This is a genomic window from Erwinia sp. MMLR14_017, from assembly GCF_033657285.1.
Classification (GTDB): Bacteria; Pseudomonadota; Gammaproteobacteria; order Enterobacterales; family Enterobacteriaceae; genus Erwinia.
In genome coordinates this window covers 232303-255740 of sequence record NZ_JAWVWP010000002.1, presented here as the reverse complement: position 1 = coordinate 255740, position 23438 = coordinate 232303, and the positions used below count along the sequence as shown (strand labels likewise).

Below are 23438 nucleotides of genomic sequence, written 5' to 3'. Positions count from 1 at the left end.
GTGGCGGGTACAAAAAAAGCCCCGGAGGGCTTCTGAGCGATTCATGTTGCAGTGATTATTTTTTTGATGACTTACTGGGTTTTAACTCTGGAGTATTCCCCGGAGTGTTTTTGTTATCACGTTGACGTTGATCCGGTTTCCCAGTTGATTCAGCAATTCTTTTAGGACCAGGTTTAAGAGCCATGACAGATATCCTTTTAACGTTTAGGAGAAAAGCCCTCTAACTGTATATCTCGACAGTAAGCAGGTTATCAAGAGGTATGGGTAGACTATTTTTTGCCCTCTAATTGGAGCTGTTGTATAGTGCGATATACATGTATAGCGGTTGTAATTCAGGAGGTCTGCATGCTGGCTATTCGATTATCTGATGAGATTGAGGCACGTCTGGACTCGCTGGCGAAGCAAACCGGGCGAACAAAGACATTCTATGCGCGGGAAGCAATACTGACGCATTTAGAAGACCTGGAAGATTATTATCTTTCTGCAGAAACAGCAGCACGTGTTCGCCGTGGTGATGAAGAGGTGCATTCGTCTGATGACGTGAGGAAGTCACTTGGTCTGGACGATTAACTATTCCGACCGGGCTCTGAAATCGTTACGTAAGATGGATAAACAGAACGCGCGACGGATTGTGGATTTTATGGATTTACGCATTGCTGTTGCCGCCGATCCTCGTCAGTCAGGGAAGCCGCTCAAAGGTGAGCTGGGCGAGTTCTGGCGTTATCGGGTCGGTGATTATCGTATTCTGTGTGAGATCAGGGACGACGAGCTGGTTATTCTGGCGGCCATCATCGGCCATCGACGTGAAGTCTACGACTGAAGCCCGCTATGCGGGCTTTTTTATGCGCGGCGTACAACAGATGTTATGTTCAATCCGGCACATTGGCGGCTACGGATCAAAAAAGGCCGCCACGTGGGCGACCTCTTCCGGCACTTCCTTTTGCAACCATCCGTTATTTGTACAGTTCTGCGGTCATGTACACGCCGTTATTGGTATAGGCGCTGGTGATTTTGTACTGGTCACCGTGCTGCTGCGCCTGTGCGGCGATTTTGGCTTCGGCACCGTCCAGTGTTGATGCGGTGGCAGACACGCTCTGGGCGAAGCTACCGAATGAGATCAGAGACAGGGCGGCTACAGCGGCAAGTGACAGTGTTTTCATGGTTTTCATGGTCATAATCCTTCATTTGTATGGTGTGGAGACTGTTTGCCTCCGATGAAAAGATTATAACTGATGTTACTATTACTGCGCTAACTATTGGTGCCATAGGATGCGCCAATCAATCTTTTTAGATTTCTGCCAGACAGTCTGGCAGAAATGATGCTCTGATTAAAATCGTCCGCCCACTGATTCAGCGATCTTTCAGCGCCAGCCAGGCCAGCAGTTGCAGGCTGGAGGAGAAGTAATCTTCATTGTTATCCAGCTGGTCACTGAGATAGCCGGTCTGATTCAGCGTTAAATCACGCACCGCCAACAGGCCGCCTGCCATGTTGTAAGGAGCTTTATCGTTGCTCATCACATCAATCCAGGCGGGCGTTTGCAGTCTTGAGAAGCCCATCCAGTAGCGCTGGAACGGCACCAGCTGCAGGCTTTGTGCGTCATACCAGTAGAGATAAAGCGGCACGCGGATAGCGTCATAGCTGAAGCGCGGCGGCCAGGCTGTCGCGGGCGCTACGCTGCCATCGGCATTCAGCGCTACCCAGTCAACCGGCAAACCGGCATCGCCAAAGCGCATCTTCGACAGCAAATCCATGCCGCTGTCGATCAGGTTATTCCAGACCTTCAGGTGACTGCGGGCGGCAAAGTCGCGCCAGGCAGGAAACAGGAAATAGGAAGGGTTCAGAACGACGTAGCTGGTTTTGTTGAAACCCTGATTGCCCGGCAGCATCACGGTCTGGCCGCCGAAAGCGATCACGTCACGGTCTACAATCGCTTTCTGAATACGGTCGGAAGCCTGCAGATAAGCGGGGTTCTGCCATTTCTGGCCCGCCTTCAGCAGCGCCCAGGCGATCAGCACATCCCCGTCTGAGGCATTATTTTTGTCAGCCACCGGGTCCGCCGCCGCGGGGTTATACTTCCAGTAAAACAGGCCGGTTTGCGGGTTCTTCAGGTGCTGCTGGGTCCAGCGCCACAGGCTATCAAAGCTGCTGCGGTCGTTGTACCAGACGGCCATCAGCATCCCATAGCCCTGCCCTTCGGTATGGCTGACGTTGTTGTTGCCCGTATCCTGAATGCGCCCGTCGCTGGTCATAAAGCGGCTTTTAAAGCTGCTCCAGCCCTCTGCCGCCGTCGCCTGCGCGCAACCCAGCAGCATCGCAATAACGATAACGCTCGCCCTTAGCAGAGACATTTTTATCTTCCTCATAGCTGATAACGGAAGTTCAGCGTGGCGTCACTCTCCGTCTCTTCACAAACCAATGACACGGCAGGATTGCCACCCTGATCGCGCAGCCAGCGCGCATAGAGGCCCAGCAGCACCGCCCCTAATGCCTGGCGCCACTGACGGGCATCCATCAGGCCGTCACCCGGCGGTAGCGCCATATGGGAGATCACTATTGCGCTCTCACGCGGCTGCAGATCGACAAATCCCCAGTTGAACTGCGCCAGCACCGCGTTGATCTGCGTCTCCAGATCCGCCACGGTTTGTAAGGCGCCCAGCGGGTAGCGGGTCGCTAACGTCTCGCCCATCTGCTGCAGAAAAGCGTGGCTCTCCCGCTCGCCTGCGTTGCGCAGCATGCCGTTAATCATCACGCTCAGTAAATCAAACCAGCCTGGCTGATACTGCTGCTGACGATAGTAATCCAGCGTACGCTGTGTAAGTTCACTCATGCTTATTTGTCCCCGAGCATATAGCGGAAATAGAGTTTCGCGGTGCTTTCGTTGTAATCACCAAAGGTGTCGTAGCCCAACTGACCGCCGATGGTCACGTCTCTGTTCACCTTGTAGTCCGCGCCCGCGTGCAGATTATAACCAATGCCGTTTTTACTGCCGCCAGCGTAGTAAGCCTCGGTGGCGTAACCGCCATTGTAATAGCTTTCCAGCTGCGCCTGTTTGTCCGGATCGGTTGGGAAGTAGGCGCTGCGATCCTGTGAATAGGACTGATAGCCCACCGAGCCGCCCACCTTCACGTTCAGATCGTCGTAATTCTTGCTCCAGTCCACCGGGAACGAGACGGCAACAAAGTTCTGCGGGCTGAAGTAACCGCCCTGGCCGTAAGTGTAGTAGCTGAGGTTTTTCGAGAAATCCATCCAGCTCATGCTGATCCCTGTTTTCAGCTCGCTGCTGTCATCATGGAACGGACGGACATACGCCCCTGCCGAACCCATAACGCTCTGGTTGCTCTCCACATTCTCGCCCAGGTAGCTGTAGCCGCCCGCGCCAAAGTAGAAGCCAGCATCGCCGTTATCGTAACTTAACAGCGCGTTACCGCCGTTTTTGGTCACGCGGCCCCAGCGTTTACCGCTCAGCTTATCTTCCACACCCACATAGGAGAGCAGGCTGTCGGTGACGGCGCGGCGTTCACCAGTCAGGATCAGCGTCAGGTAATCCGTCAGCTTAGGCGACCACTGGATGCCGCCCACCAGCGTGCTGAGATCCTGCCCCAGCGGCGTCGAACCCAGATCAATTTTGAATTTATCGTTAGTCAGGCCCAGATTCACTTCCACGCCAGAAGCGTTTTGCGAACCGGGTGAATTGAGCTTCACTTCTGACGGCAGAATATTATTAGCCTGGGCGCTGCGGCCCTGTTCCAGCGCCTGCGTACCAAAACGCGGCGTCGCCGAACTGGAAGCGCTGCCTGCGCTCAGGGTTACCGGCGTCAGGGTGAAGTCAAAACGCGTGTCGCCATACGGCACGGTAGACCAGGTAAGTGGCGCTTTCGCTTCTGTCAGCTTGCTGAGGCCCGACTCGCCATCGCGCCCTCTGACCTGTACGCCACCCTGTGCCCAGGTTCCGGTCCGCTCCTGTAGATCGTCCATCATGGTATCGATCTGATGCAGCGTGCGGCTCTGCCGGGAAGGCACCTCCACGCTGGTGGTCTGTAACGCTGCATCGCTGCCTGCGGGAGCCTGCTGCCACGGCATCACAGCGCCGTAGGCAGAAGGGGAGCGGCGCTGGGAAGGGGTGGTGCGGTTAATAAACGGGTTGTCTGCCAGTGACAGCCCGCCAATAGCTGGACTGGTGCCGGTGGCCGCGCCTTCCAGGCCGATCATTTTACCGCGCGCGGTGCGCAGATAAGCCAGCGCCTGCTGGTGATCGCCATCGGCTTCCGCCACGCGCGCCATTAACAGCAGGCGCTCCGGCGTTTGCTCACCGCGCAGCCCGGCTACCAGGCCTTTCGCTTTCGGCAGGTCGTTGTTAGCCAGCGCCACGTCGATTGCGCCCACACGAGCATCCTGAGTTGGCGTGTCGCGGGTCATCAGATAGTCATAAACAACGCCAGCATCTTTATTCATTTTGCCGGACTGATAGAGGCGCGCCATGGCGAACATTAAGTCGGTGTTTTGCGGGTCGTGCTGCAACGCGCCAATCAGCTTGTCGTAAGCGGCGGCATACTGCTTCTGCTCGCGCAGACGGTCAGCTTCCTGAATGAGATAGCCATTTTGAATGCCTGCCAGCTGGGTTGGCGTGCTGCGGGATTGCAGTTCCGGGTTGCTGAGGAAGCTCTGCGCCTCTCCACTGAGACCGGCCTGATTCAGCACCGCGACCTGGGCTGCATAGTCGCCAGCGTTACCCTGCACGCCGCGCTGCATATTGGTGCGCACCACGGAGACTGCCGTGGACAAATCGCCCGCATCGGCCAGGCCTTTCGCCAGATTACCCGCATCTGCCGGGTTCTCCGGTGGGTTCACCGCCAGCGCCTTCAGCGTGTTTGCCGCAGCAGCGTTTGCGCCCTGCGCCAGATACTGCTGCGCCACAGCCATTTGCAGGTTGAAGTTCGCACGGCGCGACAGTTCACGCATCTGGCTGCTCTGACTGCGGGCAGGAATACGGGCAATCAGTGACTGTGCCTGCTGCCAGGCACCGCTTTCGCTGGCGAACAGCGCTGCGGCGTAAATCTCATTGTTGCTGGCGCCGCTACGGAAAGCAGGCTGCATGATACCGGCAGCCAGGGAACTATTTCCCTGCTGTTGATAAAGGCGGGCCAGATCCAGACGCACCCAGGGATCGGAGGGGAAACGCTGAATACCCTGCTGGAGAATGGCGATAGCCTGCTGCGTATTGCCTGCTGCCAGCGCCTGTTTAGCCTGACGCCGTACCGGATCGCTGGTGACGGCGGGACGTGGCGTCACGCTTTCGCGCACGCTGTCCGGCAGGGATGACAACAGGGTGCTGGCTTCAGCGCCACGGTTTTGCTGGCGCAGTACATAAAACAGCCCCTCTTTCGCCGGACGGTTATCGGCGTCGCTTTGCAGGACGGAGCGGTAAGTCTGCTCTGCCGCCTCCGGCTGATTGCTGCGCCGCTGAACGTCCGCGCGGAACAGCTTCGCGGAGATTCCTTTTTCGCCCTCGGCCTGGGTTAAGGGTTCGCTTAAGCTCAGCGCCTGAGCGGTATTGCCCGCTTTCACCGCCTGCTGCGCGGCAGCCAGCTGCGCATAGAAGCGGGCGTCTGCCGCCTGCTGCTGACGCTGCTGGCTGTTTTCCCCGCCCTGCTTCGCCGCACGCTCCAGATAGTCGGCTGCGGCCGCATAGTTACCGTTGCGCTGGGCAACGTAGCCCAGCCCGGCTAACGCATCCGCATCCTGCGGATTAGCCTGAAGCACCTGGCTAAAGGCCGACTGCGCGCCGCTCACGTCGCCGCTGTTCAGCGCGGTAAAGCCCTGGCCTTTCTCGGCACCGCCCGCATTCTTACGGTAATACTCCATCACCGTGCGATCCTGCGGATGGCGCTGCTGGTAGTTCTGGTAGAGCGGTGCATCGCCCGGCTGCGGGCCTAACCACATCAGCGCCTGACGCAGAGAACGGTCCGCATCCGGATTGCCGTCAGCCATGCTTTCCAGCATCTGCAACCCTTCACGGCGGGTCGATTCCTGGTAGGTCAGCGCCTTACCCAGCGCCAGTTTTGCGCCGGTATCCTGAGGATTCTGCGCGGCGAACTGACGGAGATTATCGACGGCCTGCGGCAGCAGCGTGCGGTCGCCCGCCATCGTCAGGTAATATTCCGCCGCAACGCTGGCAGGCGGCTCATTGCCGCTGAAGGTGTTGCGCCAGGTTTGCAGAGAAGCGGAAATGTTACCGCTGCGCGCCTGCTGGCGGGCCAACGCAAGCTGCGCTGTCGGCACAGACTGCAACTGGCGGGCCTGGTCCAGCTCCACCAGGCGCGGATCGTTGGGTGAGGCTTCGCTCAGGCGGGTGCGCCATGTAGCGGCCGTTGCCGAGTCGCCGCTCTGCTGCGCCCAAAGCGCCATCAAATAGAGCGCCTGCGTGTTGCCGCGATCCACCATCAGCACCTTGTTGAGCGCATCGCGAGCCAGCTCATCATGCGCCTTCTGGTGCCAGTAGTTGGCCTGATCGAACAGCGCCTGAATGGCCGGATTACTCTCTGCTGCCAGCGCCGGGAAAACCAGCGCAGAAGCGACTAAGGTGATGCCTGGCACCCAATGCTGACGAACTCTGGCGGTAAGCGTTTTTATTTTCATCATGGTCATTACTTCTTCTCGCCAGGGGACGGATCATGCTGCGGGTTCAGGCGCTTCCAGGCGTGACGCTTCAGCAGCACTACGGTGCTCAGCCCCACCAGTACAGAGAACAGCAGCGCCAGCAATGCCAGCACAACGGCATGCTGGCTGGCATACCAGATAACCATCATGTACCACGGCATCTGTCCGCTCGGGAACTGCGCGCCAACCCGGAAACTGCGAATGCCGTTTTCATCGGTAATAATCGCGGTGTCGCCACGGATACCGGCGTTAATACGCGGTGAGGTCAGATCGTGGTGCAGACGGGAAAGCTGCACATCATCGGTTGCCACGGTCATCACCACCAGCCGTTCATTGTTCCACGGCGAACCGTAGCTGATGAAGCCACGCCAGTCTTCGTTGGAAGATAAGTAGCGATCGGCATCAACGGCCTGACGATACCAGTCGCCGGTCAGCCAGCCGCGCAGGTTATCCAGCAGTGTTGGCTCCTTAACGCCCAACGTATGCCCGTTCAACTCGTAAGGGGTGCCCTGCAACATAGCCTGGTTAAAGGCGGTCTGAGAAAGTGTGGAAACGGCCAGCACGTCGCTGTGCCGCAAACGATCCAGCGAGGTGCCGCCCGCAGGGATGCCAAACATCACGCTGTTATGGCTCAGCGCTACGCCGGTGGCATTACCTGAACGACCTGCCATCTCCAGCAGCGTACTGATTTCAGCATTACCTGGCATGGAGGGCAGCAACAGCACCGTCTGCGAATAGTCCGCCAGCCGGGTGAACGGGAAAGAGGCACCCACAAAGTAAGAGAGGTTTGGCAACAGCGTAAAGTGACGCGTATTGCTCAGGTCAATATAGGAGTTGTCTTCGATGCGGCTCTTGATGTTGTTATTGGTCAGCACGCTGCAGGGCGCATCCTCTTTGGGTTTGATGTTGAAATAGAGCTGCAACTGGTTATCGCCATAAATCAGATAAGGATCGAGCTTCAGGGTGTAATTTTCCTGACGTGCATCGCCGCCCAGACGGTGCCAGATATTCTCCAGCAGGCCCACTTTGTTCACCGACAAATTGCGCAGAAAAGTGCCGTTCAGAGTGACGTTGAGGAAGGATTTGTCTTCATCGATCCAGGTTTCAGAGGGAAAACGGTAGTTCAGCTCCACCGGTAGGGTGTCGCCATCCCACAGGAAGAGATCCGGCGCGGCGCGGAAATTCACCCGCAGCGCATCGTGCCAGATCCCGGTAGTGGTCATGCTTTGATCTTTACGCAGCAGATCGTTGAGGCGAACCGGACGATCGGTGTTGATCCAGCGAGGAGCGTCATAGGGCTTGCTGACCGGGATATTTTGCATGGCAACGGCCAGGGAGGGAACATCCACGCTCAACGGCTGAGTCAGACGCCAGGCGGCCTGCCGGAGCTGATCGTCTGTTTTGCCGATCACCAGCATCAGCTTATAAACCGGGTTTACCGGGTTATCAATAATTTGCAGAACCGGACCGGTAACATTCGGTATGGCGATGCCAGCAACCATTTGCCCAGGGCGCGCAAACACAATACCGTTTTTCTCCGGTAGCTCATTACGCAGCACCGGGAAGCTGATGCCACGGTAGTCGGTCTGAATGCCCAACCAGGAGGAGACGATGGCCGCCGCGCTGACTTCGCCCGGCGAAACGGCCTGACCAAAGACCATCGTCACCACTGATGGCGTCATACGCAGCGGATCGATAAACGGACGCGGGAAATTACGCAGCACGTTGCCAATATTGAGCTGCTGCCCTTCCAGCGACAGCGTGGTTTTTGGCAGGATGGTGACCTGATACTGGCTGGCACTGTCGCGCTCACACAGCAGTTGGTCAGCATCGTTAATTTTAAAGCTCAGGTTGTTGTTGGAGACCACCATCGCGGCGGGAATATCGAGCTGATAATCTTCGCTGGCATTGTCTGAAGCACTCAGCGGCAGGGTGCCCAGCGGCTGGCCATTCAGCATTAATTGCAGTGAGGTATTACGGGCGGCGAGCGCCGGCGACACTTTAAGCGACAGGTTGAGGCGCGCGTTAGTGATCACTTCATCCGTTGGCAGCGTGAAGACAATCCCGGACTGCAACTGACCGCCGGTAAGTAAGATACCGTTAGTCTGCCCCATCTGGCCGACCGAAACGGTGCTGGAAAGCGGCTGGTTCAGCATGGTGGTGCTGGCAGCAGGTGCGCTGGCTACAGGCGCAGGCAGCGGCGGCAGGCCCGCAGGCAGGCCGGTCGCTGGATCTGGCTGCGCGGTTGCTCCGGCCGGGGCGTATTGCTCTACTGCTGGCGAACCCGGTCCCATCGCTGGTGAATTTTGCTCTGCTGAGGACGAGTCCTGCCCCATTACTGGCGAGCCTTGCTCTGCTGAGGACGAGTCCTGCCCCATCACTGGTGAGCTTTGCTCTGCTGAAGGCGAGCCTTGTCCCATCACTGGTGAGCTTTGCTCTGCTGAGAACGAACCCTGCCCTGTCGCTGGCGAACCTTGCCCGGCCGACGGCGCAGACGTGCCTGCAGCCGGATCGGCTGGCTGGCGCCACGGCATGGCCGCAGCGTTGCTGTTTGCCTGATTCATCTGAGCAGAATAATCACCAGGCGTGGTGGCTTGCGCCGCGGAAGGCTCGCCGACGCCCGCCGGCGGCGGGATCTGTGACAGCGCGCTGCTGTCCTGAGTTACCCCTTCAGCCGCGGCCCAGACGCTGCCCAGCGTCAGTACGCCGGTAAAACAGAGCGCAGGTAATATCAGTCGCTTCATGCCACGCCATCCTCTTCAGCCTTCACGGCCTGACGCTGACGCTTAGCGCGGCGGTCTTTCCAGGTCAGCCAGAACAATTCAAATACAGTACGAATAATGGTTATCAGGGAACGGAAAGGTTTGTCTTTCGGCCCTTCCGGTTTAATCCAGGCATCGGCGCGGGAAAGCACCACGCGCACCAGTTCACGGCGGCGCGAGAGCGGCATCTCGTCAAACTTAAGCCGGATCACGCCATCTTCAGCGCCGATAATGCCCACCGGAATAGAGATCGTGCCGGATTGCAGCATCACATCAATGGCTTCAATTGCATCCGCTTCATGACGGTCATCCGGTGCCACAACCTGCGCGCCGCCCATCGACAGATTCACGGTGGTGGTGCGTGAAGAGATACCGCTGGCGTAATGCAGCACCACAGGAAGGCTGACTTCAACGCGGATAGTTTTACGTGTCTGCCTGGTCTCACGCGCAACGGCAATCGCCGCCATCAGAATGATCAGGCTGAATATCGCCCAGCCGACGTTCAGCGCAATCACGTAAGGATCCACGCCAAAGTAGTCATGCGCCACGGCGCGTACAATGCCGCTCACCACGCCAATCAGCAGCAGCGAGGCGCAGATAACGTGAGGACGCACGATGTTGAAGTCAAAGAAGCCCACGTCCAGCAGACCGCCCTTATCCGTTACGTTGAATTTGCCGTGCTTCGGAGAAATCATGGTCAGGATCGTCGGGATAACCAGATGGAAGGCCATCACCGTTTCGTAAATCTCGCCCCAGAAGGTGGCGCGGAAGCGGCCATTCATACGGGAGTTTACGTACAGCGACATCACCAGGTGCGGCAGCACATAGGCAAAAATCAAGCTGGCCGAAGAGTGAATAATGTTCAGGTTAAACAGCAGGTAGGCCAGCGGTGCAGTCAGGAAGATCACCCGCGGCAGGCCAAACTGGAAGTGCAGCATGGCGTTCAGGTAGCAGAGACGCTGCTGCCATTTCAGGCCACGGCCAAACAAGGGGTTATCCACGCGGAAAATCTGCGTCATGCCACGCGCCCAGCGGGTACGCTGAATGATATGCAGACCCAGACGCTCCGTTGCCAGACCAGCGGCCAGCGGCAGCGCCAGGAAGGCAGACTTCCAGCCGCGACGCTGCATTTTCAGCGCCGTGTGGGCATCTTCGGTCACGGTTTCCGTGGCGAAGCCGCCAATCTCTTCCAGCGCTGAACGGCGAATAACCGCACAGGAGCCGCAGAAGAAGGTCGCGTTCCAGTTATCGTTACCCTGCTGCACCGGGCCGTAGAACAGCGCGCCTTCATTCGGGATTTCACGTGCGGCCTTCAGGTTACGTTCAAATGGGTCCGGGGAATAGAAGTAGTGTGGCGTCTGTAACAGGGCCAGTTTGGGATCGCGCAGGAACGGCGCAACCGTCGCCTGCAGGAAGGCACGGGTGGCAACATGATCACAGTCAAAAACGGTAATCAGCTCACCTTTGGTGATACGCATGGCGTGGTTAAGATTACCCGCTTTCGCATGGCGGTTATCATCACGTGTGATGTAGCCCACGCCCGCATCGGCAGCGAACACCGCAAACTCGCTACGCTTGCCGTCATCCAGCAGGTAGATTTTGATTTTGTCGCGCGGATAGTCAATACACTGCGCGGCAAGCACGGTGTCACGCACCACATCAAGGCTTTCGTTATAGCTCGGCACGTAGATATCCACGGTCGGCCATAAGTTAATGTCTTCCGGCATCGGCTCGATAGTTCTCTTAAGCGGCCATGATGTTTGCAGGTAGCCCAGGATCAGGATCAGCCAGACATAGACCTCGGCAATAAATAGTCCGATGCCGAGAATGGCTTCTACTTCAGAATTAAACGAGAGCGTTTCGGTAGCGCGCCAGAAAATATAACGCGTCGACATTAATGCCGAGAGGAACACCATTACCATAGAGATTTTGCGGCTTTTACTGAAGCCGAGAAGAATAAGAATGGCAATGGAGACCAGGCCAAAAATATACTGCTTTTGGCTGTCCATAGGCGTGATAACAATCACTGCGGCGAGTGGGAATAATACCAACAGCAGCAGGTAGTACAGGACTTTTTTCATGAGTCATCCTGAAAAACGGAACTATTATTTTACCGCAGCGAACGCACCACGGTGTTTCAGGCATCCTTACCCGACGGCACCGCCCTCGATTAACGCGATCTCAGCGGAGCCTGCATCTCACCGTCGCCTACGGTGATGTTGAGCAGGGCGGCAATACGCTTGCCGACAATCTCAATATCAAAAGCGGCAGCGGAAACCGGGCTGAAATCAAAGACAGACTGCTGCGAGGCATTGGCTTCCGCCACGCTCTCATCGCGATTTACCACGCCGAGCAACCGGTCGCCCAGTCGCTGCTGCATAAAGGCGGTCACGTCACGACTGATATTGCGGCGGCTGTCGCTCTGGTTCAGCACAAAAAAGTGTCCTGAACGGTGATTAAGCGCGCCGCCAATCATTTTGTCGTTTTCGATCTGCGGCAACAGTGACAGCGAAGCGGTATCCGCCAGCATCACTACAAGGTGTAAATCGGCAAGATCGGTCATAGCCTTTAGGGCGGGTCCAGGCCCTGGCGGGAAATCAGCCACAATCACCAGGCCAGGATAGTTGAGAACGGTATGCAGGCCGCGGGTAAGGAAGTTGGGATCGCGGGATAAATTATTTTCAAACTCAACCCGCTGCTCTTCCGTTACGTCACCATAAGGCATCACAAAAATGTTGCCGCCGGTGGTTAAAATTGACTGGCTCCAGTCCGGCGATTCTGCCGATTTAGCCACGTAACCGCGGCCATCAGAGAGCGGAACACCAAAGTGCAGACGCAGGGCGTTTTGCACATCAAAGTCGATAGCCAGCACTTTGCTGCCGCCACGGGCAAGGGTGTAAGCCAGGTTGGCAGCCATAGTGGTTTTACCCACGCCACCTTTGGGAGAACAAACGCAAACTAACGGCATGAGGCAATTCTCTCCAGCAGAGGTTGCAGCAAAGTGTCTTTAGAAATCGCGACTGACGCAGGCTTCGCACTGAACAGCTGCCTGAAGCGCGGCAGCTGTTCCGCTGTTGGTTGCACAGGCGCGCCTTGTGCAGTCGCAACCGGCTGCGGAGTAGCCGCTGCAAAAGGCGTTGTGGGGGCAGAAGGTGCCGCTGCCAGCGAAGCCAGCAGAGACGAAGCCGGCGCTGGCCCGGTGGCCTGCGTTGCGGCCAACGGATTTACCGCCTGAGCCGGTTGCGCTGCCGCCAGCGGACTGGCTGGCTGCGCTGCGGCTGATGTATTTACCGTCTGAGCCAGCCGTGCTGCCAGCGGATTAAATGCCTGCGCTGCGGCTAACGGATTTGTCGTCGACAGGAACTCTGCGGCGGCAGTTGCAGGCTCTGCTGGCGCGGGTTCCTCTGCGGGAACAGGCTTCAGCGAAGCAGCAATGCTTTCCAGCAGTGAAGCCCCAACCTGCACGGCAGCCGGTTTTGCCACAAAGGCCGCAACGCTGTGCGGCTGCGCGGAAGCCTGTGCCACAGGCTGTGGCCTCAGCGAGTGAGGCTGCGTCGGCAGCGCCTGTGAAGAGGCATGCTCTGCCGTAAAAGTGTCGTTGGTAATGGGCTGGGGCGCAGCGATATCTGTCAGCTGACCGTTACCCAATGCCGCTTCCGCCCCCTCGTTCATCAGCTGTTTGATGATCGCCCAGTTGGCACCGTCTGAATTCTTCGTCTGTTCAGACATATCCTTGAATTCGATATGGTTTGTTTGCGTTTTTTCTTTAAAACGCTGCAGATCATCATAACTTTTCATGGGAGCGATCGCGAGGAGTGGGGGATTTTGCGGCAATATAGCATATAAACATTATTTGCATCAGATTATTCTTATCGCCAGTTAAGCGTCTGTGGAGTGAATAATTAACTTTTCATTACAGATAAAATAAATGACTACGCAGACTATCAATCAACTTTGTTATTATTTTCCTTAATTAAGTAATTTCGTCGGGTTAATTAAATATTTTTGCGATGTGATGAGTGCGACCAGAGAAAGGGAATACCCTTCTTTTTTTAAGTTTAGAAATACTTTAGAAGAAGTTATCCAGGAATGTGCTGGCAGAGGTAAATATTTGACATAAGTCACTTTTCGTTGGCCCTGGCTCACTACTTTATCCGGTGGTCCTGAAACAAAGTGAAGCCAGTAGAAAGAAACGGTCCTGAGTGCAACAGGCGAAGTCAGCTGATAACCCTCTCTTTTTGTTATAATTTTAACCCATAAAAAAGGGCGGACTCTGGGTCCGCCCTTCTGCCCTGCCGGTCCGCTTTAGTTGCCGACCGGCTGACCTTCATCCTGGTCAACGGCAAAACAGGCAATCTGCTGCTCGCCATACTGCTTAAGCTGAGGCTGAAGCTGGGTACAAGGTCCGAAACGACGGCGACAGCGGGCGTTAAACGCACAGCCTGGCGGCGGGCTTAACGGACTTGGCAGCTCCCCGGTCAGCTTAATGCGTTCACGACGCTCATCCGGATTCAGACGTGGCGTGGCAGAGAGCAGCGCCTGCGTGTATGGGTGACGCGGGTTCGCAAAGATCGCCTCTTTGGTGCCCCGCTCCACGCAGCGCCCCAGATACATCACCATCACTTCGTCCGCAATGTGCTCCACCACTGACAGATCGTGCGAGATAAAGACGTATGAAAGTCCCAGCTCCTGCTGTAAATCCATCATCAGGTTAAGCACCTGAGCACGCACCGAGACGTCCAGCGCCGACACGGGTTCATCGGCAATCAGCACGTCCGGATCCAGCATCAGGCCGCGTGCAATAGCAATACGCTGGCGCTGGCCGCCAGAAAACATGTGCGGATAGCGATCGTAATGCTCGCTCTTCAGGCCCACTTTCGCCATCATCGCCAGCGTTTTTTCGCGGCGCTCTGCTTTGCTGAGAGAGGTATTAATCAGCAGCGGCTCTTCCAGGATCTGGCTGACCTTTTTACGCGGGTTCAGCGAGCCATACGGGTTCTGAAACACAATCTGGATTTTCTGACGACGCAGCTTTTGCGCCGCCGGATCGTGCTTAAGCAGATCCTGTCCCTGGTAGAAAAGCTGGCCTTCGGTCGGGGTTTCAATCATGGTCAGCAGGCGACCCAGCGTGGATTTACCACAGCCTGACTCGCCGACTACTGCCAGCGTTTTACCACGCTCCAGGTTAAAGGAGACGCCATCCAGCGCCTTCACCAACCGCTCCTGACCAAACATCCCTTTCTTCACCGGGTAATGCTTTTTCAGATCGATCGCCTGCATCAGCAGCGCGGAGTTTTGTTCAGGATTCATAAGTTGGTCTCCCGGCATCATCCAGAGGATAATGGCATTTGGACTGACGCCCCGGAATATCACGGAGTTCAGGTTCTTCAACACGACAACGGTCAGTCGCATAGGGGCAGCGCGGGTTCAGCAGGCAGCCGTTCGGACGGTCATATTTACCCGGCACAACGCCCGGCAGCGACGCGAGCCGCGCTTTGTCAGCGGCAAACTCAGGCAACGCACGCAGCAGAGCCTGCGTATAGGGATGACGCGGCGCCTTAAAGATATCAACCGCTTTACCGGTTTCTACTACCTGTCCGGCATACATCACGATGATATGTTGGGCAGCTTCGGCCACCAACGCCAGGTCGTGAGTAATCAGGATCAGCGCCATGTTCTCCTGGCGTTGCAGATCGAGCAGCAGCTCAATAATCTGCGCCTGAATGGTCACATCCAGCGCGGTAGTAGGTTCATCAGCAATCAGCAGCTTTGGCCGACAGGCAATCGCCATGGCGATCATCACGCGCTGGCTCATGCCGCCGGAGAGCTGATGCGGATAAACATCAAGACGGGAAGCGGGGTCTGGAATACCCACCTGGTTCAGCAGATCGATTGCACGCTGGTAGCGGGTTTTCTTGTTGCCGCCCTGATGGACCTTGATCGCTTCCATAATCTGGAAACCTACGGTATAGCAGGGATTAAGGCTGGTCATCGGGTCCTGGAAAATCATCGCCACTTCCGAGCCTACCAGCTGGCGGCGCTCTTTTTCAGAGATGCGTTTCAAATCCCGCTGATTGAACTCCAGCTTTTCTGCCATCACTTTGCCGGGGAAATCAATCAGCCCCATAATCGCCAGCGAGCTGACCGATTTACCGGAGCCAGACTCCCCCACAATGCCCACTACCTGGCCCTGTTCAACCTGGTAGCTGATGCGGTCTACCGCACGAAACGGTGCCTTCTCGTCGCCGAAATGCACCGACAGTTTGTCTACATTTAATAGTGCCATCTGGTGCCTCTTTACTGCTTGAGTTTCGGGTCGAGCGCGTCGCGTAAGCCGTCGCCCATCAGGTTAAATGCCAGTACGGTCAGCAGGATCGCCACCCCAGGGAAGGTGACTACCCACCAGGCACTTTGCGCATACTGCAACACGTCGGAGAGCATCGTGCCCCACTCCGGCGTTGGCGGTTGCGCACCCATACCCAGGAAGCCCAGCGCAGCCATATCGAGGATTGCGTTGGAGAAGCCCAGAGAAGCCTGCACGATCAGCGGTGCCAGGCAGTTTGGTAAAATATTGATGAACATCTGACGCAGCGCGCCCGCACCGGCCACGTTGGAGGCGGTGACGTAATCGCGGTTCACCTCTACCAGCACCGCTGCACGCGTCAGGCGGATATAGTGCGGCAGGGCGACAAAGGTCAGCGCTATGGAGGCGTTGACGATAGAAGGTCCGAAGATGGCCACCAGCACCAGTGCCAGCAGCAGGCTTGGCAGCGCCAGCATGATATCTACCAGACGCATAATCACGGCATCCGTTGCGCCGCCCACGTAACCAGCGATCAGGCCAAAGACCACGCCTAAGATCAGCGACAGCACCACCACCAGACAGCCAACCAACAGCGACAGCCGCGCGCCATACATCAGGCGGGAAAGCACATCACGGCCCACGTCATCCGTACCGAAGATAAACTTCCAGCTACCGCCATCCTGCCAGACCGGCGGGTGCAGCAGCGCATCACGGAACTGCTCGGAAGGCGCATGTGGCGCGACGAAGTTAGCAAAAATCGCGATAAGGAACATTAAAACCACGTAAACCAGCCCGATAACCGCGCCTTTATTACGTTTAAAATAGTGCCAGAACTCCTGCAGAGGGGTCATGGGCTTGGGTGCAGCGCTCACGCTGCCTGGATCGACTAAAGACATCCTGGCCCCCTTATTTCTTGTGGCGAATGCGCGGGTTAACCACGCCGTAGAGCACATCAACCAGCAGGTTGACGGCGATAATCAGAATGGCCACCATCAGCACGCCGCCCTGCACCACCGGATAGTCACGACGCTGAAGCGCATCGATCAGCCAGCGGCCCAGACCCGGCCAGGAGAAGATGGTTTCGGTCAGAATGGCTCCGGCCAGCAACGTACCGACCTGCAGACCGATCACGGTCACTACAGGCAGCATGGCGTTGCGCAGCGCATGAACCACAATAACGCGCATTCTCGTCAGCCCCTTGGCACGCGCGGTACGAATGTAGTCTTCGCCCAGCACTTCCAGCATCGCGGAACGGGTCATACGCACGATAACGGCCAGCGGGATCGTGCCCAGCACGATGGCAGGCAGGATCATATGCATCACCGCATCTTTGAAGTCGCCCGGCTCGCCCCAGAACAGGGTATCGATCAGCATAAAGCCGGTCAGCGGCTGGCTGTCATCAAGGAAGACCGTATCGCCTATTCGCCCCGAAACCGGCGTCAGGTTCAGCTGCACGGAGACCAGCATGATCAGCATCATTCCCCACCAGAAAATCGGCATGGAATAGCCGGTCAGCGAGATGCCAACGGCAGTGTGATCAAAGATGGAACCGCGCTTCACCGCAGCCAGAACCCCAACCGGGATGCCCACCGCAACGGCGAAAATCATGGCGCAGAAACCGAGTTCCAGCGTCGCTTTAAAGCGGGGAACAAATTCCTGCCAGACCGGGATGCGGCTTTTCAGTGAGATGCCCAAATCGCCATGGAGCACGCCATAGACGTAGGAGACATATTGTTGCCACAGCGGCTTGTCCAGACCCATCTGGGCCAGCAACTGCGCGTGACGTTCTGGAGAGATACCGCGTTCGCCAGCCATAATCAGCACTGGGTCGCCCGGGATCATATGCACAAACGCGAAAGTTAACAGGGTGATGCCAATAAACGTCGGGATGACAAGTCCCAGACGTCGGAGTATGAACTGCAACATATTCCGGATTCTCTTTTAGTTCCCGCAGACTCATGGCCTGAAGGATTATATTTGCTCACATCTTGCGACGGATATTCTCCCCCGCGACGCCCCGGAGGGCGCACAGACAATTCTTTTGCTTCCGAGCGGTACGACTTAGAGAGGGGCCGGAAAAGACCGGCCCGACAGGGGGGCAAGAGGGGGCCGACCGGCCCCGACTGTTATTCCTGAATATCAACGTTCTCGAAGTGATGTTTACCTAATGGATCAACCACATAGCCGGTTACTTTTTTGCTGACTGGCTCGTACACCGTGGAGTGCGCGATAATCAGCGCAGGCGCCTGGTCATGCATCACAACCTGAGCCTGTTTGTAGTATTCAATCCGTTTGTTGTGATCGGCCTCAGCACGGGCTGGCTGAATCTGATCTTCAAACGGCTTGTAGCACCAGCGAGAGTAGTTGGAACCATCTTTAGCCGCGGCACAGCTGAACAGGGTGGCGAAGAAGTTATCCGGATCCCCATTATCACCGGTCCAGCCCATCATAACGGTCTGGTGTTCACCCGCTTTAGCACGCTTCAGGTATTCGCCCCACTCGTAGGTGACGATTTTGGCCTTCACGCCAATTTTCGCCCAGTCGCTCTGGATCATTTCAGCCATACGACGCGCGTTAGGGTTGTAAGGACGCTGTACCGGCATCGCCCAGAGGTCGATAGAGAAACCGTCTGCCATGCCCGCTTCTTTCAGCAGCTCTTTCGCTTTCGCCGTGTCGTAAGGGTAATCCTGCACCGAGTCGTTGTAGCCCCACATGGTTGGTGGGATCAGGTTTTTAGCCGCCTGGCCAGCACCCTGATAAACTGCCTCGATGATCGCCTTCTTGTTGACCGCCATGGTCAGCGCCTGACGCACTTTCAGGTTATCCAGCGGTTTCTTCTCGGTGTTGAAGGAGAGGTAGCCGACGTTCAGGCCTGGCATCTGCATCAGGTTGATATTTTTATCTTCCTTCATGCGGGCGATATCAGCCGGGTTCGGGTACGGCATCACCTGACATTCGCCTTTCTGCAGCTTGGCGTAACGCACAGAGGCGTCCGGGGTGATGGAGAAGACCAGACGATCGATTTTTGGCTTGGTGCCCCAGAACTGGTCAAACGCTTTGTAGAGAATGCGTGAGTCTTTCTGGTATTGCAGCAGCTGGAACGGGCCGGTACCGACCGGGTTCAGGTCGATTTTTTCCGGGGTGCCCGCTTTTAGCATGTTATCCGCATATTCTGCAGAGAGGATTGAAGCGAAGTCCATACCCAGGTCGGCCAGGAAAGGAGCCTCCGGACGCGTCAGCACAAAGCGTACGGTGTTCTCGTCCACTTTCTCAATTTTGCTGATAAGCTTCGGCATATCCATGCCTTCGAAGTACTCATAGCTGCCGCCAGAGACGCCGTGATATTTATTTTTGGTATCCAGCTGACGCTCGAAAGAGAACACCACGTCATCCGCGTTGAAGTCACGCGTCGGCTTAAAATCTTTGGTGGTCTGCCATTTCACGCCTTTGCGCAGATGGAAGGTGTAGGTCTTGCCATCTTCGCTCACTTCCCATTTTTCCGCCAGGCCAGGCTGCAGTTCGGTGGTGCCGATTTTGAATTCAACCAGACGGTTATAGATCGGTACAGAGCTGGCATCGTAAGTGGTGCCGGAAGTGAAGAGCTGTGGGTTAAAGCCTTCAGGCGACCCTTCTGAACAATAAACAAGGGTCTTAGCCTGGACGCCAGCGGCAACGGTCAGAGCGATCAGGCTCAGACCTACCTTCAGCATCCCTGTTTTAGAAATACGCATGCTTCTGCTCCAATTGTGATGTGGTGTTGTGTGCACTTCCGCAAGACCCTGTATTTTTTTAAGTGCGGTCTTTGCGCGTTGCCTTTCGGCAGTCGAGGAGAGCGCGAGCCTGAAAAGTTACCATCAGACTAATCCGCATCCCTTCTCGTCGAGGCATCAATTTGTCAACAGTTGCAAGCAACGTCAATACAACTGTGAGGTATTTACACAGAGTGTGAGAAACAGCAAGCAAACATAAAAAAAACCAATCCATAACAATTCCAGAGGAAACGTTTATTTCATGCGCAGAATGCCAGACAAACATAATGCCCTTACCTTCAATCATGGCAATTTGCTCTGAAAAAAAACGATTAAATTAGTCCGCCAGGTGCCTTTTTTATGAACGATACGCTTTGCTTATGTCATCTTATCCAGCTAAATATGCTGCAACAGTGGCATAAGAAATCATCAACAACCCGATAACGGTCATAAGCGTAACGCGATGCGAATTAAGCGGCTGAAGCCAGGCGGCAGAAGGGTTTGCAGCGAGAATCGCTACCGGAAAATGGACTTTTTTGCGTAAGAGTCATCTTTAAGCGACAGAATATTATGCTGCCCCTGTTCTCGGGCGAACAGCAGGCATAAAAAAGCCCGGAAAGATCCGGGCTGCGAAAGCGGTTTTAACAGCCGGTCACGCTTTGTTATCCGCAGGCGCTGTGGCCTTTTTAGGGTCGGCACACCAGTTGTTGCTCTCTTTGATCCCGCCATCGGGTGAGGTATACCCCAGGCAGCCCAGAATGGTGTCGAACAGCTCAACATGACGATGGGTTTCGCCCACGCGCTGCTGGGCTTTCAGCCGGTCAAAGGCGTCCAGATGCGTCGGGTCAGCCAGGTACTTATCCGAAGCCCAGACAATCATCGGTACGCGGAACTGCTCCGGTGGTGCCATATGGCGCGGCGTGCCGTGAAGATGCATATTGTCACTGATCGATTCGCCGTGATCAGCCGCATAAAACACGATGGCTTTTTTATCCCGCAGCTGGTCGAACACGCTATCCAGCACCGTATCCGTATAGAGCACCGAGTTATCAAACGCGTTGATTAGCATCTCTTTGCTGCACTTGTCATCCACACCCATGCACTCTGGCTGATAGCGGGCAAAGTCACGCGGATAGCGCTGAGAATAAAGGTAGTGAGAGCCTTTGGTATGCAGCACCACCAGGTGTTTACCCTGAGGATGACGATCCAGTGACTTTTTCAGCTCCGGTATCAACAACATATCATCAACAGATTTGCCCTGATTCTCTTTTTCAGAGCCGATCTGCTCGCGGAAGGCGAAGTTATCAGCATTGGTATTGTTGTAGAACCAGACTTCGCTCTGCATGGCGAACAGCTCAGAACTGAAGCCCAGCTCTTTCATTACCGAAAATACATTCTGCTCTTTCAGCGTACGGCCCGGCCCTTCATCCGTTCCTCCTTCACGCACAAACATGCAGCGTAAAGAGAGCTTGGTGGCGGTGTCACAGGATTCCCCGCGGAAAGCGACCAGGTTCTTCTCTTTTGAGAGTTTTGGCGTGGTATCCCGCTCATAACCCAGCATCCCCATATGATCCCAGCGCGTGGTTTCGCCAATTACAAACACCACATAGGTATCATCCAGCCCGGCAGCCGGTGCCGTGTAGGTGAACTGCTTTGCCGGGTCCAGCAGATCTTTACTGTCCATCTTCTCGTCGTAGCTGGTATAAGCAAACAGGCCGAGCGCAGAGAGCCAGTTAGAGGGCAGATAGGAGTGAGCAACTACTCCGCCATAGCTTGGCAGATCGACGTTGGTGAGTTTCTCGTTAATATTCTGTTGTTTGTCGAAGAAACGGATCGGCAGCCAGACCAGCGCCACCGCCAGCAGCAGCACCAACAGAGGTTTGATGCGCTGGCCCGGCGTTTTCAGCTGTTCAATCAGCGTCAGGCGCAGCGAGTTGCGCCAGATCAGCAGTAACGGGATGGCGCTGACCAGCACCATCCACAAAACGAAGTGATAACCAATGACCTCTTTCGACAGGTCAGTATCGGTGGTCATCACCGACGCAACGATGCCGTAGCCAATCACCACATTGAAGAAACTCATATAGTAGCTTGCCGCAACGGAAATCAGCACCAGCGCCGTGGCGCTGACACGCCAGAACACTTTGCCACCCAGCGACAACAGACGCATCAGGAAGAAGGTCAGCAGGACTATAGCCACCACTTCAGCCACAGCAGAAACCCACTGTAACGCGTTAAAATGGCTCAGAAAGGGGTCAAATCGGCGGTAAAAAACCGGTATATTCAGGAAGATACCGATGTAAAATGCCAGCATAAGCGACAGCTTTTGCTGAGTCAGTGATTTTATGTAGTTCATGCAACCTTTTTCCCGGCGTAACTTAAACGGATCTTAAACGCTAATCAGACCGTACCGTTGCGCCAGAGTTCGGAAAGCAGGTCGATTATCCTCCAGCAGCAAGGCTGCGAAAGGAGGCGTGAGCGAAGGAGGTGCCCTCACACAAGCGGCGTAGTTAATCACATTACGCGCAATTTTTCAGATCAATCGACGGAATAAGCGCAAAAAAGGTTAAAAAATAAGCTTAATCAGATGCCGCTGAAGCCGTTATAGCCCTGATCTTCCCAGTAACCGCCGGGGTTCTGGTTAGTGACAAAGATTTCACGAATGTGCTTGGCGTTCTTGAAGCCCAGTTTGGTGGGAATGCGCAGGCGCAGCGGATAGCCGAAATCGGGCGGCAGCGGTTTTTTGTCGAAATCCAGCGCCAGGAGGGTTTGTGGATGCAGCGCGGAAGGCATATCCAGACTGCTGTAATAACGGTCATCACACTTAAAGCCGACATATTTAGCGGTGAGATCGGCCCCCACATGTTGTAAAAACGTTTTCAACGGCACGCCGCTCCACTGGCCAATGGCGCTCCAGCCCTCAATGCAGATCAGCCGGGTGATTTGCTCACTCTGCGGCAGGCGCTGCAACTGCTCCAGCGTCCACGGCGTTTTCTTCTCAACGCTGCCGGAAACCTCCAGACGGTAATCAGCCAGATCGATCTCCGGCACGTTATATTCGGGATAAAAGGCGTTAAAACGAAAGGGCCGGGTGATTTGTGACTCGTTATAGGTTTGCGCCAGCTTGCTGCCGCTGAACAGCCATGCCTGTACCCGATCGTTCCAGCGGGACATTGCCCACAGCACTTTATCGACCTCATCGCCATCCTGCAGATTGCAGCCCGTCAGCATCGACACTGCGCCCAGCGTCAGCCCGGAGCGCAACAGTAAACGGCGCTCCAGGTTCACCAGCTTTTTACGCTGGTCCGGCTCCAGGATGATTTTCGTTTTTTTACTCATCGGCAGGCTCCCTGATTTTTCCACCCGTCACCATCGCAGGCAGCGTTTTTGGCACCAATAGCACCATCGCCACATGCAGCACCACAAACAGCATCAGGCCGCTCATGGCAAAAAAATGGACGTAGCGGGCGATGTCAAAACCACCAAACAGCGCGACCAGCGCATCCAGCTGTACCGGTTTCCAGATGGCCAGCCCGGAGAGAACCAGCAGCGCCCCCAGCAGCAGCACCACTACATAGAGCAGCTTTTGTACCGCGTTATAGTCATTATGCTGATGGGGTAACCGGAAGCGAAGCGCAAGAGCCGTGTCTCTGATAACCGTGCCCGCGCTGAAGGGGAAGAAACGGCGGCGGAAATGTCCGCTGAGCACGCCCCACACTATATAGAGCAGCGCGTTGACGAACAGCAGCCACATCACCGCCAGGTGCCAGGCGAGATTACCGCCAAGCCAGCCGCCAAGCGTCAGAAATTGGGGAAAGGTAAAGGAAAAGAGCGGAGAGGCGTTATAGATGCCCCACCCGCTCATCACCATGCCGGCCATCACCAGCACGTTCAGCCAGTGACAGAGCCGGACGGGCCAGGGATGAACCCGTTTTTTTGCAGAAGCCGACATGGTTACGCTCCGG

Annotated in this window: 18 protein-coding genes; 2 read left to right on the top strand and 16 right to left on the bottom strand. The window is 55.9% G+C overall.

Annotation, left to right across the window (positions count from 1 at the left end; all coding sequences use genetic code 11):
* Nucleotides 1–345: 345 nt before the first annotated feature.
* Both SD961_RS04265 and SD961_RS04260 read left to right on the top strand, forming a co-directional pair.
* Nucleotides 346–570 (top strand): DUF6290 family protein, encoded by a 225-nt coding sequence (locus tag SD961_RS04265; protein ID WP_318789151.1) that lies wholly within the window; start codon nt 346–348, stop codon nt 568–570.
* Entirely contained in the window at nt 554–820 is a 267-nt protein-coding gene (locus SD961_RS04260) for a type II toxin-antitoxin system RelE family toxin (RefSeq protein WP_024966337.1), read from the top strand. The genes SD961_RS04265 and SD961_RS04260 overlap by 17 nt, the downstream gene beginning before the upstream one ends.
* 133 nt (nt 821–953) lie before the next feature.
* On the opposite strand, the gene SD961_RS04255 is transcribed toward SD961_RS04260, so the two are convergent.
* From SD961_RS04255 to SD961_RS04180, 16 genes are all read right to left on the bottom strand, one after another.
* Nucleotides 954–1169 carry a YdgH/BhsA/McbA-like domain containing protein gene (locus tag SD961_RS04255; RefSeq protein WP_306212780.1) on the bottom strand — a complete coding sequence of 72 codons (216 nt, stop codon included), beginning with the start codon at nt 1167–1169 and terminating at the stop codon, nt 954–956.
* Between the two features lie 181 nt (nt 1170–1350).
* Nucleotides 1351–2349 carry a glycosyl hydrolase family 8 gene (locus SD961_RS04250; RefSeq protein ID WP_318789150.1) on the bottom strand — a complete coding sequence of 333 codons (999 nt, stop codon included), beginning with the start codon at nt 2347–2349 and terminating at the stop codon, nt 1351–1353.
* A gap of 11 nt (nt 2350–2360) precedes the next feature.
* On the bottom strand, nt 2361–2828 hold the full coding sequence (bcsD, locus tag SD961_RS04245) for a cellulose biosynthesis protein BcsD (RefSeq protein WP_318789149.1): 468 nt from the start codon (nt 2826–2828) through the stop codon (nt 2361–2363).
* A gap of 2 nt (nt 2829–2830) precedes the next feature.
* Entirely contained in the window at nt 2831–6637 is a 3807-nt protein-coding gene (locus tag SD961_RS04240; RefSeq protein WP_318789393.1) for a cellulose biosynthesis protein BcsC, read from the bottom strand.
* An 8-nt stretch (nt 6638–6645) separates the two neighbouring features.
* Nucleotides 6646–9402: a cellulose biosynthesis cyclic di-GMP-binding regulatory protein BcsB gene (bcsB, locus tag SD961_RS04235; protein WP_318789148.1), complete on the bottom strand. Its 2757-nt coding sequence runs from the start codon at nt 9400–9402 to the stop codon at nt 6646–6648.
* Complete coding sequence (gene bcsA / locus SD961_RS04230) at nt 9399–11501, bottom strand: UDP-forming cellulose synthase catalytic subunit (RefSeq protein WP_318789147.1); 2103 nt, start codon at nt 11499–11501, stop codon at nt 9399–9401. Before bcsA ends, bcsB begins: the two co-directional genes overlap by 4 nt.
* 89 nt (nt 11502–11590) lie before the next feature.
* Nucleotides 11591–12388 (bottom strand): cellulose biosynthesis protein BcsQ, encoded by a 798-nt coding sequence (bcsQ, locus tag SD961_RS04225; RefSeq protein WP_318789146.1) that lies wholly within the window; start codon nt 12386–12388, stop codon nt 11591–11593.
* Nucleotides 12379–13218 (bottom strand): cellulose biosynthesis protein BcsO, encoded by an 840-nt coding sequence (gene bcsO, locus SD961_RS04220; RefSeq protein WP_318789145.1) that lies wholly within the window; start codon nt 13216–13218, stop codon nt 12379–12381. Before bcsO ends, bcsQ begins: the two co-directional genes overlap by 10 nt.
* Nucleotides 13219–13725: 507 nt before the next feature.
* Entirely contained in the window at nt 13726–14730 is a 1005-nt protein-coding gene (dppF, locus tag SD961_RS04215) for a dipeptide ABC transporter ATP-binding subunit DppF (RefSeq protein ID WP_318789144.1), read from the bottom strand.
* Entirely contained in the window at nt 14720–15706 is a 987-nt protein-coding gene (gene dppD / locus SD961_RS04210) for a dipeptide ABC transporter ATP-binding protein (protein ID WP_318789143.1), read from the bottom strand. Before dppD ends, dppF begins: the two co-directional genes overlap by 11 nt.
* 11 nt (nt 15707–15717) lie before the next feature.
* Entirely contained in the window at nt 15718–16620 is a 903-nt protein-coding gene (dppC, locus tag SD961_RS04205) for a dipeptide ABC transporter permease DppC (RefSeq protein WP_306209505.1), read from the bottom strand.
* A gap of 10 nt (nt 16621–16630) precedes the next feature.
* Complete coding sequence (dppB, locus tag SD961_RS04200; RefSeq protein ID WP_306209504.1) at nt 16631–17650, bottom strand: dipeptide ABC transporter permease DppB; 1020 nt, start codon at nt 17648–17650, stop codon at nt 16631–16633.
* Between the two features lie 200 nt (nt 17651–17850).
* The gene (gene dppA / locus SD961_RS04195; protein WP_318789142.1) at nt 17851–19455 is read right to left on the bottom strand and encodes a dipeptide ABC transporter periplasmic-binding protein DppA; all 1605 of its coding nucleotides are present in this window, start codon (nt 19453–19455) and stop codon (nt 17851–17853) included.
* Nucleotides 19456–20125: 670 nt separating this feature from the next.
* Complete coding sequence (gene eptB, locus SD961_RS04190; RefSeq protein ID WP_318789141.1) at nt 20126–21829, bottom strand: kdo(2)-lipid A phosphoethanolamine 7''-transferase; 1704 nt, start codon at nt 21827–21829, stop codon at nt 20126–20128.
* Between the two features lie 227 nt (nt 21830–22056).
* On the bottom strand, nt 22057–22812 hold the full coding sequence (locus SD961_RS04185; protein WP_318789140.1) for a molybdopterin-dependent oxidoreductase: 756 nt from the start codon (nt 22810–22812) through the stop codon (nt 22057–22059).
* Nucleotides 22805–23425 (bottom strand): cytochrome b/b6 domain-containing protein, encoded by a 621-nt coding sequence (locus SD961_RS04180; protein WP_318789139.1) that lies wholly within the window; start codon nt 23423–23425, stop codon nt 22805–22807. The genes SD961_RS04185 and SD961_RS04180 overlap by 8 nt, the downstream gene beginning before the upstream one ends.
* Nucleotides 23426–23438 lie beyond the last annotated feature (13 nt).

Coding starts and splice junctions, on each gene's coding strand:
- SD961_RS04255 (WP_306212780.1), bottom strand. CDS start 1,169: ATGAAAACCATGAAAACACTGTCACTTGCCGCTGTAGCCGCCCTGTCT.
- dppF (WP_318789144.1), bottom strand. CDS start 14,730: ATGAATCCTGAACAAAACTCCGCGCTGCTGATGCAGGCGATCGATCTG.
- SD961_RS04240 (WP_318789393.1), bottom strand. CDS start 6,637: ATGAAAATAAAAACGCTTACCGCCAGAGTTCGTCAGCATTGGGTGCCA.
- dppD (WP_318789143.1), bottom strand. CDS start 15,706: ATGGCACTATTAAATGTAGACAAACTGTCGGTGCATTTCGGCGACGAG.
- bcsD (WP_318789149.1), bottom strand. CDS start 2,828: ATGAGTGAACTTACACAGCGTACGCTGGATTACTATCGTCAGCAGCAG.
- bcsA (WP_318789147.1), bottom strand. CDS start 11,501: ATGAAAAAAGTCCTGTACTACCTGCTGCTGTTGGTATTATTCCCACTC.
- SD961_RS04185 (WP_318789140.1), bottom strand. CDS start 22,812: ATGAGTAAAAAAACGAAAATCATCCTGGAGCCGGACCAGCGTAAAAAG.
- dppC (WP_306209505.1), bottom strand. CDS start 16,620: ATGTCTTTAGTCGATCCAGGCAGCGTGAGCGCTGCACCCAAGCCCATG.
- bcsO (WP_318789145.1), bottom strand. CDS start 13,218: ATGAAAAGTTATGATGATCTGCAGCGTTTTAAAGAAAAAACGCAAACA.
- bcsB (WP_318789148.1), bottom strand. CDS start 9,402: ATGAAGCGACTGATATTACCTGCGCTCTGTTTTACCGGCGTACTGACG.
- bcsQ (WP_318789146.1), bottom strand. CDS start 12,388: ATGCCGTTAGTTTGCGTTTGTTCTCCCAAAGGTGGCGTGGGTAAAACC.
- SD961_RS04265 (WP_318789151.1), top strand. CDS start 346: ATGCTGGCTATTCGATTATCTGATGAGATTGAGGCACGTCTGGACTCG.
- SD961_RS04250 (WP_318789150.1), bottom strand. CDS start 2,349: ATGTCTCTGCTAAGGGCGAGCGTTATCGTTATTGCGATGCTGCTGGGT.
- dppA (WP_318789142.1), bottom strand. CDS start 19,455: ATGCGTATTTCTAAAACAGGGATGCTGAAGGTAGGTCTGAGCCTGATC.
- dppB (WP_306209504.1), bottom strand. CDS start 17,650: ATGTTGCAGTTCATACTCCGACGTCTGGGACTTGTCATCCCGACGTTT.
- SD961_RS04180 (WP_318789139.1), bottom strand. CDS start 23,425: ATGTCGGCTTCTGCAAAAAAACGGGTTCATCCCTGGCCCGTCCGGCTC.
- eptB (WP_318789141.1), bottom strand. CDS start 21,829: ATGAACTACATAAAATCACTGACTCAGCAAAAGCTGTCGCTTATGCTG.